This is a genomic window from Kitasatospora sp. NBC_00315 (assembly GCF_041435095.1).
Lineage (GTDB): Bacteria > Actinomycetota > Actinomycetes > Streptomycetales > Streptomycetaceae > Kitasatospora.
In genome coordinates, this window is record NZ_CP108025.1 from 2,506,330 (window position 1) to 2,518,899 (window position 12,570).

General features: G+C 71.5%; 12 protein-coding genes. 4 read left to right on the forward strand and 8 right to left on the reverse strand.

All coding sequences use genetic code 11. The features are described 5' to 3' along the window. Positions 1-76: 76 nt before the first annotated feature. The 4 genes from tal (at position 77) to pgl (ending at position 4,845) form a co-directional block, all read left to right on the forward strand. A complete protein-coding gene (gene tal / locus OG823_RS09970) occupies positions 77-1,216 on the forward strand; it encodes a transaldolase (protein ID WP_371479106.1) in 1,140 nt (379 codons plus the stop codon). Between the two features lie 61 nt (positions 1,217-1,277). Then, complete coding sequence (gene zwf, locus OG823_RS09975) at positions 1,278-2,834, forward strand: glucose-6-phosphate dehydrogenase (protein WP_371484392.1); 1,557 nt, start codon at positions 1,278-1,280, stop codon at positions 2,832-2,834. Continuing rightward, a complete protein-coding gene (gene opcA / locus OG823_RS09980) occupies positions 2,831-4,060 on the forward strand; it encodes a glucose-6-phosphate dehydrogenase assembly protein OpcA (RefSeq protein WP_371479107.1) in 1,230 nt (409 codons plus the stop codon). Before zwf ends, opcA begins: the two co-directional genes overlap by 4 nt. Next, a complete protein-coding gene (pgl, locus tag OG823_RS09985; RefSeq protein ID WP_371479108.1) occupies positions 4,057-4,845 on the forward strand; it encodes a 6-phosphogluconolactonase in 789 nt (262 codons plus the stop codon). The genes opcA and pgl overlap by 4 nt, the downstream gene beginning before the upstream one ends. A gap of 156 nt (positions 4,846-5,001) precedes the next feature. On the opposite strand, the gene OG823_RS09990 is transcribed toward pgl, so the two are convergent. The 8 genes from OG823_RS09990 to rapZ all read right to left on the reverse strand — a co-directional run bounded on the left by OG823_RS09990 (position 5,002) and on the right by rapZ (position 12,463). Beyond that, on the reverse strand, positions 5,002-5,337 hold the full coding sequence (locus OG823_RS09990; RefSeq protein WP_207811681.1) for an RNA polymerase-binding protein RbpA: 336 nt from the start codon (positions 5,335-5,337) through the stop codon (positions 5,002-5,004). Positions 5,338-5,611: 274 nt separating this feature from the next. Next, the gene (secG, locus tag OG823_RS09995) at positions 5,612-5,848 is read right to left on the reverse strand and encodes a preprotein translocase subunit SecG (protein ID WP_371479109.1); all 237 of its coding nucleotides are present in this window, start codon (positions 5,846-5,848) and stop codon (positions 5,612-5,614) included. 89 nt (positions 5,849-5,937) lie between these two features. After that, the gene (gene tpiA / locus OG823_RS10000; protein WP_371479110.1) at positions 5,938-6,723 is read right to left on the reverse strand and encodes a triose-phosphate isomerase; all 786 of its coding nucleotides are present in this window, start codon (positions 6,721-6,723) and stop codon (positions 5,938-5,940) included. Positions 6,724-6,728: 5 nt separating this feature from the next. After that, complete coding sequence (gene pgk, locus OG823_RS10005) at positions 6,729-7,934, reverse strand: phosphoglycerate kinase (RefSeq protein WP_371479111.1); 1,206 nt, start codon at positions 7,932-7,934, stop codon at positions 6,729-6,731. Positions 7,935-8,115: 181 nt separating this feature from the next. Then, complete coding sequence (gap, locus tag OG823_RS10010) at positions 8,116-9,120, reverse strand: type I glyceraldehyde-3-phosphate dehydrogenase (RefSeq protein ID WP_371479112.1); 1,005 nt, start codon at positions 9,118-9,120, stop codon at positions 8,116-8,118. Positions 9,121-9,442: 322 nt separating this feature from the next. Beyond that, positions 9,443-10,423: a DNA-binding protein WhiA gene (gene whiA / locus OG823_RS10015; protein WP_371479113.1), complete on the reverse strand. Its 981-nt coding sequence runs from the start codon at positions 10,421-10,423 to the stop codon at positions 9,443-9,445. After that, complete coding sequence (gene yvcK / locus OG823_RS10020) at positions 10,414-11,481, reverse strand: uridine diphosphate-N-acetylglucosamine-binding protein YvcK (protein ID WP_371479114.1); 1,068 nt, start codon at positions 11,479-11,481, stop codon at positions 10,414-10,416. The genes whiA and yvcK overlap by 10 nt, the downstream gene beginning before the upstream one ends. Positions 11,482-11,551: 70 nt before the next feature. Then, positions 11,552-12,463, reverse strand: coding sequence for an RNase adapter RapZ (gene rapZ / locus OG823_RS10025; protein ID WP_371479115.1), 912 nt, complete (start codon positions 12,461-12,463; stop codon positions 11,552-11,554). Positions 12,464-12,570 lie beyond the last annotated feature (107 nt).

Below are 12,570 nucleotides of genomic sequence, written 5' to 3' on the forward strand. Positions count from 1 at the left end.
GGGGTATCCGACCGCACATCGGGTACCCCGGCCGTCTGACGACCACACAGACGACAGAGAAGAAGGACTGAGCACCATGACTGACGCATTGAAGCGCCTCAGCGACGAAGGCGTGGCGATCTGGCTGGACGACCTCAGCCGCAAGCGGCTGAACACCGGCAACCTGGCCGAGCTGGTGCAGAACAAGCACGTGGTGGGCGTCACCACCAACCCGACCATCTTCCAGAAGGCGATCGGCGGCGGCGACACCTCCTACGACGCCCAGCTGCGCGACCTCGCGGTCCGCAAGGTCACCACGGACGAGGCCGTCCGCATGATCACCACCAGCGACGTGCGCGACGCGGCCGACGTGCTGCGCCCGGTGTACGACGCCAGCAACGGCCGCGACGGCCGGGTCTCCATCGAGGTCGACCCGCGCCTGGCCCACGAGAGCGCGGCGACCATCGCCGAGGCCAAGCAGCTGTGGTGGCTGGTCGACCGCCCGAACGTGCTGATCAAGATCCCCGCCACCCGGGCCGGCCTGCCCGCCATCACCGAGGTCATCGGCAAGGGCATCAGCGTCAACGTCACGCTGATCTTCTCGCTGGAGCGCTACCGCGCCGTGGTGGACGCCTACCTGACCGGCCTGGAGCAGGCGAAGGCCAAGGGCCTGGACCTCTCCTCCATCGAGTCGGTCGCCTCGTTCTTCGTGTCCCGCGTCGACACCGAGATCGACAAGCGCCTCGACAAGGTCGGCGGCGAGGCGAAGAACCTGCGCTCCAAGGCAGCGCTCGCCAACGCCCGCCTCGCCTACCAGGCGTACGAGGAGGTCTTCGGCTCCGTCGACGGCTCCACCGCGCCGGGCGCCCGCTGGAAGGCCCTGGAGGCCGCCGGCGCCAACCCCCAGCGCCCGCTGTGGGCCTCCACCGGCGTCAAGGACCCGGCCCTGCCGGACACCCTCTACGTCACCGAGCTGGTCGCCCCCGGCACCGTCAACACGATGCCCGAGGCGACCCTGGAGGCCACCGGCGACCACGGCGTCGTCACCGCCGGCACCATCACCGACAACTACGCCGACGCCAAGGCCCTGATGGACGCCATCGCCGCCGCCGGGGTCGACTACGACGACGTCGTGCAGGTGCTGGAGGACGAGGGCGTCGAGAAGTTCGAGCAGTCCTGGACCGAACTGCTCGACACCGTCACCGCCTCGCTGGCCTCCTTCGCCGCCGAGAAGTGATCCCCGCTCACACCAGCGCACTGAAAGCGGAGCCAATCAAGTGAGCACTGATTACCCAGAGTTGACACAGGACGCCGAGGCGGGAGACCCCCCACCGGCGCCCGTCAACCCGCTCCGTGACCCCACCGACCGGCGGCTCCCGCGTATCGCGGGGCCGTCCGGCCTGGTCATCTTCGGGGTCACCGGCGACCTGTCCCGCAAGAAGCTGATGCCGGCCATCTACGACCTCGCCAACCGCGGCCTGCTGCCGCCGGGCTTCTCGCTGGTCGGCTTCGCCCGCCGCGAGTGGGAGGACGAGGACTTCGCCAAGGAGGTGCACGACGCGGTCAAGGAGCACGCGCGTACGCCGTTCCGCGAGGAGGTCTGGCAGCAGCTCGCCAAGGGCATGCGCTTCGTCCAGGGCGACTTCGACGACGACGACGCCTTCGACAAGCTGCGCGAGACCATCGAGGACCTCGACAAGGCGCAGGGGACGGGCGGCAACTTCGCGTTCTACCTCTCGGTTCCGCCGAAGTTCTTCCCGCTGGTCGTCCAGCAGCTCAAGAAGCACGGGCTGGCCGACCCGCCGAAGAACTCCTGGCGCCGTGCGGTGATCGAGAAGCCGTTCGGCCACGACCTGGAGAGCGCCCAGGAGCTGAACCGGATCGTCCACGAGGTCTTCCCCCGTGACGAGGTCTTCCGGATCGACCACTACCTGGGCAAGGAGACGGTCCAGAACATCCTGGCGCTGCGCTTCGCCAACACCATGTTCGAGCCGATCTGGAACCGGTCGTACGTCGACCACGTGCAGATCACCATGGCCGAGGACATCGGTATCGGCGGCCGCGCCGGCTACTACGACGGCATCGGCTCGGCCCGCGACGTCATCCAGAACCACCTGCTGCAGCTGATGGCGCTCACCGCCATCGAGGAGCCGGCGTCCTTCCACCCGAAGGCCCTGGTCGCCGAGAAGCTGAAGGTGCTCAGCGCCGTGCAGCTGCCCGAGGACCTCGGCAAGCACACCGTGCGCGGGCAGTACGCGGCCGGCTGGCAGGGTGGCGAGGAGGTCGTCGGGTACCTCGACGAGGACGGCATCAACCCCTCCTCGAAGACCGACACCTACGCGGCCATCAAGCTGGAGATCAACAACCGGCGCTGGGCGGGCGTCCCGTTCTACCTGCGCACGGGCAAGCGCCTGGGCCGCCGGGTGACCGAGATCGCGGTGGTCTTCCAGCGGGCGCCGTACCTGCCGTTCGACTCCTACGCCACCGAGGAGCTGGGGCAGAACGCCCTGGTCATCCGGGTGCAGCCGGACGAGGGCGTGACGGTGCGGTTCGGCTCCAAGGTGCCGGGCACCTCCTTCGAGGTGCGGGACGTGACGATGGACTTCGCCTACGGCGAGTCCTTCACCGAGTCCAGCCCGGAGGCCTACGAGCGGCTCATCCTGGACGTGCTGCTGGGCGATGCCAACCTCTTCCCCCGGCACCAGGAGGTCGAGCTCTCCTGGGAGATCCTCGACCCGATCGAGAAGTACTGGGACACCCACGGCAAGCCGGCGCAGTACCCGGCCGGCGGCTGGGGCCCGGTTGAGGCGGACGAGATGCTCGCACGAGACGGCAGGAGCTGGCGGCGGCCATGAAGATCGACCTGACGGACACCACGTCCAGCAAGATCAACGCAGCCCTGATGGACGCCCGACGGGCCGGCGGCGCCGGCGCGGCCGGCATGGTGCTCACCCTGGTGATCGTGACCGACGAGGGCAGCGCGTACGACGCCCTCAAGGCCGCCAACGACGCCTCCCGTGAGCACCCCTCGCGCACCCTCGCGGTCATCAAGCGCGCCGGGCGCTCGCCCCGGGCCCGCGCCGAGACCCGCCTGGACGCCGAGATCCTGGTCGGCTCCGACGCCGGCTCCGGCGAGACGGTCGTCCTGCGGATGCACGGCGAGCTCGCCGCGCACGCGCAGTCGGTCGTCCTGCCGCTGCTGCTGCCGGACGCCCCGGTGGTGGTCTGGTGGCCGGAGAACTCGCCCGCGCACCCCGCGCAGGACCCGCTGGGATCCATCGCCCAGCGCCGGATCACCGACGCGGTCACCGCCGAGTCGCCGGTCGGCCAGCTCGCCCAGCGGGCGCAGAGCTACACCCCCGGCGACACCGACCTCGCCTGGACCAGGATCACCGGCTGGCGCTCCATGCTGGCCGCCGCCCTGGACCAGCGGCCGGCGAAGATCATCTCCGCCGCGGTCGAGGGCGAGTCGTACAACCCGAGCGTCGAACTGCTGGGCCTCTGGCTGACGACGCGCCTGCACGTCCCGGTGGAGCGGGTCGTCACCGGCGGCCCCGGCATCACCGCGGTGCGGCTGCGCAGCGCGGACGGCGACATCGTCCTGGACCGCCCCGACGGTCTGATGGGGACGCTGTCGATGCCGGGCGCACCGGACCGCCAGGTGGCGCTGAAGCGCCGCGAGACGTCCGAGCTGATCGCCGAGGAGTTGCGCCGGCTCGACCCGGACGACATCTACGCCACGGCAGTCCGCACGCCCGTCGAGCGGCTGCGCGAGCCCGACGGCGCCGAGACCGGGGCGGCGGCCGGCACGGCCAGGGCCGCCAAGTCGGTCGAGGCGGCCACCGCCGCTCCCGTCCGGGTCAGCGCCAAGGTACCGGCGGCCCCCGCCGAGGCCCCGGTGAAGGCCCCTGCCAAGGCCTCGGGCAAGGCACCCGCCAAGGCCCCGGCCAAGGCGGCCGCCCGCAAGACGGTGGCCCGTCGCACCCCGGCCAAGTCGCTGCCCGGCACCCCGGAGGCGGCCCCGGCCAAGGCACCCGCCAAGGCACCGGTCAAGCGGGCCACCAAGCGGAGCGGCTCGTGACCGCGGCCGTCCCGCAGCTGGTGGTCCACCGGGACAAGGAGCTGATGGCGCAGGCCGCGGCGGCCCGGCTGATCACCAGGATCGTGGACGCGCAGTCCGCCCGCGGCCACGCCTCGGTGGTGCTCACCGGCGGACGCAACGGCAACGCGCTGCTCGCCGCGATCGCCTCCTCCCCCGCGCGCGACGCGGTGGACTGGCAGCGGCTGGATCTCTGGTGGGGCGACGAGCGCTTCGTCCCCGCCGACGATCCGGAGCGCAACGCCGTGCAGGCCCGGGAGGAACTGCTCGCCCGCGTCCCGCTGGACCCCGCCAGGGTGCACGAGATGCCGGCCTCGGACGGCCCCGACGGCTCCGACGTGGAGACGGCGGCCAGCCGCTACGCGAAGGAGCTGGCCGCGGCCGCCGAACCGGGGGACCGGCTCGGCGTTCCGGCCTTCGACGTCCTCCTGCTCGGGGTCGGACCGGACACCCACGTGGCGTCCCTGTTCCCCGAGCACCCGGGCGTGCGGGAGCGCGAGCTGACCGTGATCGGCGTCCGGGGCGCACCCAAGCCCCCGCCGACCAGGATCTCGCTCACCCTCCCGGCGATCCGGGCCGCGCGCGAGGTCTGGCTGCTCGCGGCGGGCGAGGACAAGGCCGACGCCGTCGCCCTGGCCCTGACCGGCCCGGGCGAGATCCAGGCGCCCGCCTCGGGGGCGTACGGCCGCAGCCGCACGCTGTGGCTGCTCGACCGCGCCGCCGCGTCGAAGCTCCCGGCTCAGTTGTACCCGCCCGCCTCGGCGTAGCCGGGCCGGGAACGAGGAGGGGGGCGGCCCGACCGGGCCGCCCCCCTCCTCGTTCCCGCTGCTCCCCGTTCGGGTTCCACCGGCCCCCGGGCACCGCCCGCACGGCCCGCGCCGCGCCGGTCGCGCGGATCGCGGGCCGCCGCGCGGGCTCCCCGGTCAGATCTCGCCGCGCAGCTTGGCCAGCGCCTCGGCGAGGATCGCCTCGCCGTCGGCGTCGGTGCGCCGCTCGCGGACGTACGCGAGGTGCGTCTTGTAGGGCTCGTTGCGCGACGGGGCCGGCGGGTTGTGCTCGTCCTGCCCGGCCGGGAAGCCGCAGCGCGGGCAGTCCCAGGTCTCCGGGATGACGGCCTCGGCGGCGAAGCTGGGGCGCGTCTCGTGCTTGTTGGCGCACCAGAAGGAGATCCGGTTGCGGGGCGCGGACTCACCGCGCTCCGCCTCGCCCATCGGGCCGGCGCCGACTCTGCTGCCACGAATGGCGTTGCCACTTGCCACGGTCTGACTCCCTGCGTGCTGAATGCGATGCGATCTCAGCCGTCACCCTGGGACAGGGAGACCCGGGCCCGTCGAGGGGCCCAGGTCGCGGCCAGTATCCACTGCCGGCCGGCTACGGCCTGCGGGCGGTGGCGAAGTTGTCCCAGTGTAAGCAGCCGATAAGGATCTGTCCGCACCGCCTCCGGGACTGCGCCCGGACCGGGCGCCCCTCATGATAGGCGGGCGGACGACGCACCGTCAGACATGTGGCAAAACGGCTGTTCGCGCAGGAACGTCAGCTCTTGTACTTGAGTACCAGGCCGAGAATCATGATGCAGGCGAACCAGCCGACGCCGATGATGATGGTGATGCGGTCCAGGTTGCGCTCGGCCACGGCCGAGCCGCCGCCGGCGGACATCGCGCCGCCACCGAACATGTCGGACAGGCCGCCGCCCTTGCCCTTGTGCAGCAGCACCAGCAGGACCATCAGCAGGCTGAAGATGATCAGGGCAATCGAGAACCCGATAACCATAACGGCGGGACCAACTCTCTCGTTCATCGGCAAGGGGCCGGGCCGCTTACGGGCGGTCCGGCCCCAAAGCCTACGTTGCTGCGGCGGCGTTAGCCTACTGCCTGCTCACGGTAACGCACGATCCTGACGAACTCGTCGGCGTCCAGCGAGGCACCACCGATCAGCGCACCGTCCACGTCCGGCTTGGCCATCAGGCCGGCCGCACTGGAGGCCTTCACGGAACCGCCGTACAGAACACGGACCTTGGCGGCCAGCGCACCGTCGTACAGCTCGGCCAGCCGGCCCCGGATCGCGGCGCAGACCTCCTGGGCGTCCTCGGGGGTCGCCACCTCGCCGGTGCCGATCGCCCAGACCGGCTCGTACGCGACGACGACGCTCTCGGCGTCCGAGGCCGGGACGCCGTCGAGGGCGCCGTCGAGCTGGGCCAGCGTGTGCGCGACGTGGGTGCCCGCCTTGCGGACCTCCAGCGGCTCGCCGACGCAGAGGATCGGCGTGATGCCGTGGCGGTAGGCCGCCTTCACCTTGGCGTTGACGATCTCCTCGTTCTCACCGTGGTACTGGCGGCGCTCCGAGTGGCCGATGGCCGCGTAGGTGCACTTCAGCTTGGCGAGCATCTGGCCGGAGATCTCACCGGTGTAGGCACCGGAGTCCTGGGCCGAGATGTCCTGCGAGCCGTACTTGATCTTCAGCTTGTCGCCGTCGACCAGGGTCTGGACCGAACGCAGGTCGGTGAACGGGGTCAGAACCGCGACCTCGACCGCCTCGTAGTCCTTGTCGGCCAGCGCGAAGGCCAGCTTCTGGGTGTGCTGGATGGCCTCGAGGTGGTTGAGGTTCATCTTCCAGTTGCCCGCCATCAGCGGGAGACGCTCGGTCATGTGGTTCAGCCCTCCAGGGCGGTCAGACCGGGGAGGGACTTGCCCTCCAGGTACTCCAGGCTCGCGCCCCCGCCGGTCGAGATGTGCCCGAACTTCGTCTCGTCGAAGCCCAGGATGCGGACGGCCGCGGCGGAGTCCCCGCCGCCGACGACGGTGAACGCGTCGCTGTCCAGCAGCGCCTGCGCGACGGCCTTGGTGCCCTCGGCGAACGCCGGGTGCTCGAACACGCCCATCGGGCCGTTCCAGAAGACGGTGGCCGCGTCGGCCAGCTTCTCGGCGAACAGCTCCGCGCTGCGCGGGCCGATGTCCAGCCCCAGCGTGCCCGCGGGGATCGCGTCGGCCGCGACGACCGCGAAGTCCTCCACCGGGGCCTTGGTCTTGAGGTCGGGGAAGCTCCCGGAGACCGCGGCGTCCACCGGCAGGACGAACTCGACGCCGTTGGCCTTCGCCCGCTCCAGGTACTCCAGGACCACGGGGATCTGGTCCTCCTGCAGCAGCGAGTTGCCCACCTCGTGGCCGAGCGCCTTCAGGAAGGTGAAGACCATGCCGCCGCCGATGACGATCCGGTCGGCCTTGCCGAGCAGGTTGTCGATCACGCCGACCTTGTCGGAGACCTTCGAGCCGCCGAGCACCACCACGTACGGGCGGGCCACGTCCTCGGTGAGCCGCTTGAGGACCGCGACCTCGGTGGCGATCAGGTCGCCGACGGCGTGCGGCAGGCGCGCCGGCAGGTCGTAGACCGAGGCGTGCTTGCGGTGCACGGCGCCGAAGCCGTCGCCCACGTAGAGGTCGGCCAGCTCGGCCAGGGCGTCCGCGAAGGCGCCGCGCTCGGCGTCGTCCTTCGCGGTCTCACCGGCGTTGAAGCGCAGGTTCTCCAGCAGCGTGACCTCGCCGTCGGCCAGGGCGGCGACGGTGGCCTTCGCGCTCTCGCCCACGGTGTCGGTCGCGAAGGCGACCGGCCGACCGAGGATCTCACCGAGGCGCACGGCGACGGGGGCGAGGGAGAACTGCGGGTCGGGCTCACCCTTGGGGCGGCCCAGGTGGGAGGCGACGATCACCTTCGCGCCGGCCTGCACCAGCTTGGCGATGGTCGGCGCGACGGCGCGGATCCGGCCGTCGTCGGTGATCGCGGCGCCCGAGAGCGGGACGTTCAGGTCGGCGCGGACGAACACGCGCTTGCCCGCGACGTCGAGGTCTTCGATGGTCTTCACGTTCTTCGAGTCTCCTGGGGAGAGGTGGCGCGAGGCGACGGCACGGCGCCGGGCCGCCGGGTCCAAGAAGCGAGGGTGCCACGGTGCTGCGGCGCAGGGAAGCACGCCAAGGAACAAGGCCCGGACGGTCGCGCACGGCCGTCCGGGCCCTGTTCCTCACATCACGTCAGCTCCCGCTGCGTCAGAGCTGGCCGCCGACGAGGGTGGTCAGGTTGACGAGGCGGTTGGAGTAGCCCCACTCGTTGTCGTACCAGCCGAAGATCTTGACCTGGTTGCCCTGGACCATCGTCATCAGCGAGTCGAAGATCGTCGAGAACGGCGAGTTCACGATGTCGGAGGAGACGATCGGGTCCTCGGTGTACTGCAGGATGCCCTTGAGCGAGCCCTCGGACGCCTTCTGGAAGGCGGCGTTGACCTCCTCGACCGTGACGTCGCGCTCCAGCGTGACGACCAGGTCGGTGATCGAGCCGGTCGGGACCGGGACGCGCAGCGAGGTGCCGTCCAGCTTGCCCTTGAGCTCGGGGATGACCAGGGCGGTGGCCTTGGCGGCACCGGTCGAGGTCGGGATGATGTTCAGCGAGGCGGCGCGGGCGCGACGCAGGTCCTTGTGCGGGAAGTCCAGCGTGACCTGGTCGTTGGTGAACGCGTGCACCGTGGTCATCAGACCCTTGACGATGCCGAAGTTCTCCAGCAGCACCTTCGCCATCGGCGCCACGCAGTTGGTGGTGCACGAGGCGTTGGAGATGACGGTGTGGTTCGCCGCGTCGTACTTGTCGTCGTTGACGCCCATCACGATGGTGACGTCCTCGTCGGTGGCGGGCGCCGAGATGATGACCTTCTTCGCGCCGGCGGTGACGTGCTTCTTCGCAGCGTCGGCCTTGGTGAAGATGCCGGTGGACTCGATGACGATGTCCACGCCCAGCTCGCCCCAGGGCAGGTTGGCCGGGTCACGCTCGGCGATGACCTTGAAGGTCTTGCCGTCGACGGTGATGCTGTCGGCGGTGTGGCTGATCTCGGCCTGGAGGGTGCCCAGGATCGAGTCGTACTTGAGCAGGTGCGCCAGGGTCGTGGTGTCGGTCAGGTCGTTGACACCGACGATCTCGATGTCCGCGCCCTGGGACCGAACAGCCCGGAAGAAGTTGCGGCCAATGCGGCCGAATCCGTTGATGCCTACCCGGATCGTCACGAACCGATCTCCTTGTTAGGTTCGTCGGAACTATGCCGACGGGGTGGAAATGGGATGTCCCCGACCACCCATGACCCTACCTCTCCCATCGGCGCCTCAGCACATCCGCCCAGGGTCAGAGCCCTGGCGTGGCGCGGCGGGGGCCGCCGGCCGGGCCTTCGCCCGCGGCGCCCGGGTGAGCTGCTCCCCCGGCCCCGGAAGGCACTTGGGCGGAGCGGGCGCACGGTTCGGACGCGAAACGGCCGATGTCCGCGATCCGGGACATCGGCCGTTCAACAGGTGAGATCCGGGCCGCCGGCCGGAGCCGGCGGCCCGTTCGGGCTCAGTTGAGCGCCATCTCGTCGGTCAGGTTGGCCTCGGTGCTGGGCAGGCCCAGCTCGGAGGCGCGCTTGTCGGCCATCGCCAGCAGCCGACGGATCCGCCCCGCCACCGCGTCCTTGGTCAGCGGCGGATCGGCCAGTGCGCCGAGCTCCTCCAGCGAGGCCTGCTTGTGCTGCATACGCAGCTGACCGGCCGCCGCCAGGTGCTCGGGCACCTCCTCGCCGAGGATCTCCAGGGCGCGCTGCACCCGGGCGCCGGCCGCGACCGCGGCCCGCGCGGAGCGGCGCAGGTTGGCGTCGTCGAAGTTGGCCAGCCGGTTGGCGGTGGCGCGCACCTCGCGGCGCATCCGGCGCTCCTCCCAGGCCAGCACCGACTCGTGGGCGCCGAGCCTGGTCAGCAGTGCGCCGATGGCGTCGCCGTCCCGGATGACCACCCGGTCCACCCCGCGCACCTCGCGGGCCTTCGCCGGGATGCCGAGCCGACGGGCCGCACCGACCAGGGCCAGCGCGGCCTCGGAGCCGGGGCAGGTGATCTCCAGCGAGGAGGACCTGCCGGGCTCGGTCAGCGAGCCGTGCGCCAGGAAGGCCCCGCGCCAGGCCGCCTCGGCGTCACAGGTCGCGCCGGAGACCACCGCCGGGGGCAGGCCCCGGATCGGGCGTCCCCTGCCGTCCACCAGCCCGGTCTGCCGCGCGAGCAGTTCGCCGTCCTTGACCACCCGCACCACGTACCGGCTGCCGCGTCGCAGGCCGCCGGGGGCCATCACCACCAGATCCGAGGAGTGTCCGAAGATCTCCAGCAGATCCTTGCGCAGTCGCCGCGCCGCCACGCCGGTGTCCAGCTCAGCCTCGATCACGATCCGGCCGCTCACAATGTGCAAGCCACCCGCGAACCTGAGGATCGCCGAAACCTCCGCCTTGCGGCAGCAGGCCCGGGTGACGGGGAGCCGGCTGATTTCGTCCTTCACCGCTGCCGTCATCGCCATGGGCCGATCCTTCCATGTGTCCGGAAAATCCGGTCGTACGCCGCGGCCAGAAGCTCCCGGTCGTGTCGCGGCGTGCCGTCCGCCGCGGCGACCCGGTCGAGCACCAGGGCCGCGCCCATCCGCTCCGCCGCCTTCTCCAGCCCGGCCAGGTCGGCCACACCGAAAGCGCCGCCGGTGACCGCGCGCTCGTCCACCAGGATGGCATCCACCGCGAGGTCCGGGGCGTGGTCGGCGATCACCTCCAGGTGGCGCTGGGGTGTGAAGCCCTCGGTCTCGCCCGGCTGGGGGGCCAGGTTCAGGGTCAGCAGGCGCCGCGCCCGGGTCTCGACCAGGGCCTCGGCGAGCTCGGGGACCAGCAGGTGCGGGAGCACGCTGGTGAACCAGGAACCCGGGCCCAGCACCACCCAGTCCGCCTCCCGGACGGCCGTCACGGCCTCCGGGACGGCCGGCGGCGCGTCCGGCAGCAGCCGGATCGACTGCACCGTGCCGGGGGTGACCGCCACGTCGGCCTGTCCGCGCACGGCGGACAGCTCGGCCGGGCGGGCCGGGTCGTGACCGCGGACCACCGCCTCGATGTCCAGCGGTACGGCCGACATCGGCAGCACCCGGCCCTGCACGTTGAGCAGCCGGCCCACCCAGTCCAGGGCGGCCACCGGATCGCCCAGCTTCTCCCAGAGCGCGACGATCAGCAGGTTGCCCACCGCGTGCCCGCCGAGCTCGCCGGTGCCGCTGAACCTCTGCTGGATCACCTCGGACCAGGTACGGCCCCACTCGTCGTCCCCGCAGAGGGCCGCGAGCGCCTTGCGGAGGTCGCCCGGGGGCAGGACGCCCAGCTCGGTGCGGAGCCGGCCGCTGGAGCCGCCGTCGTCGGCCACCGTGACCACCGCCGTGAGGTGGGTGGTCAGCCGGCGCAGGGCCGACAGCGAGGCGGACAGGCCCTGGCCGCCGCCCAGCGCGGTGATCCTCGGGGCGTTGGCGCGGGGCTTTCCCGCCGCCGAGGATCTCACCGGGGCCGCCGATCGGTCGGCGGCCCTGCTCTGGGCCTGTCGCCAGGGCACTGATCCCGCCACACCCACCTCGTGTTCCTCTGCCTGCCGCCGCCGGCTGCCTGACGGCAGGGCGTCGCGGCTACTCCCGTCCCATGTCCCGGTGCACGAGCACCGTCTCGACGCCGTCCGCGATCAGACGCTTCGTCAACCGCTCGGACATGGCCACGCTGCGGTGCTTGCCACCGGTGCAGCCTACGGCAAGGGTCATGTACCGCTTGCCCTCGCGTCGGTACCCCTCGGTGACGATACGCAGGAGGTCCGCGTACCCGTCAAGGAATTCGTTCGCCCCGGGCTGCTGGAAGACGTAGCCCGCGACGTCCGGATCCGTGCCGGTACGGGCGCGCAGCTCCGGGACCCAGTGCGGGTTGGGCAGGAAGCGACAGTCCACCACGAGGTCGGCGTCCACCGGCAGGCCGTACTTGAAGCCGAAGGACATCACCGTCGCCCGCAGCTCCGGCTCGTCGTGGTCGGCGAACTGGGCGTCCAGCTTGGCCCGCAGCTGGTGGACGTTGAGGTTCGAGGTGTCGATCACCAGGTCGGCCTCGCCGCGCAGCTCGCGCAGCAGGTCGCGCTCCTGGGCGATGCCGTCGACGATCCGGCCCTCGGCCTGCAGCGGGTGCGGCCGGCGGACGCTCTCGAAGCGGCGGACCAGGGTGTCGTCCGAGGAATCCAGGAAGACCACGCTGAGGCGGACGCCGCGCTTCTCCAGCTCCTCCAGCGAGGTCAGCAGGTCGTCGAAGAACTTGCGGCCCCGGACGTCCACCACCACGCCGATCCGCGCGACGGCGCCCTGGGAGCGGGCGCCGAGGTCGACCATGGTGGGAATGAGGGCCGGCGGCAGGTTGTCCACGACGAACCAGCCCAGGTCCTCCAGGCACTTGGCCGCCGTCGAACGGCCGGCTCCGGACATGCCGGAGATGATCACCAGCTCCGGGATGGTCTCTCCCCCGGCCTGCGGTCGGGACGTACCCCCATCGTCTGACACGGTCACTTCGGTTCCCCGATCTCGGTGGTTCTGCTGAAGAGAACGCGTGCGGCGCCGCCGCGCTTCCCCAGGTCACCCTGGGGGGTTAACGCGGCCTGCGCGCATTGACGGGC

Bases quoted from the DNA above. Each gene is read 5' to 3' on its own strand.
- secG (WP_371479109.1), bottom strand. From the start codon at position 5,848: ATGGTTATCGGGTTCTCGATTGCCCTGATCATCTTCAGCCTGCTGATG.
- tpiA (WP_371479110.1), bottom strand. From the start codon at position 6,723: ATGACCGAGCGTCTCCCGCTGATGGCGGGCAACTGGAAGATGAACCTC.
- opcA (WP_371479107.1), top strand. From the start codon at position 2,831: ATGAAGATCGACCTGACGGACACCACGTCCAGCAAGATCAACGCAGCC.
- tal (WP_371479106.1), top strand. From the start codon at position 77: ATGACTGACGCATTGAAGCGCCTCAGCGACGAAGGCGTGGCGATCTGG.
- whiA (WP_371479113.1), bottom strand. From the start codon at position 10,423: ATGGCGATGACGGCAGCGGTGAAGGACGAAATCAGCCGGCTCCCCGTC.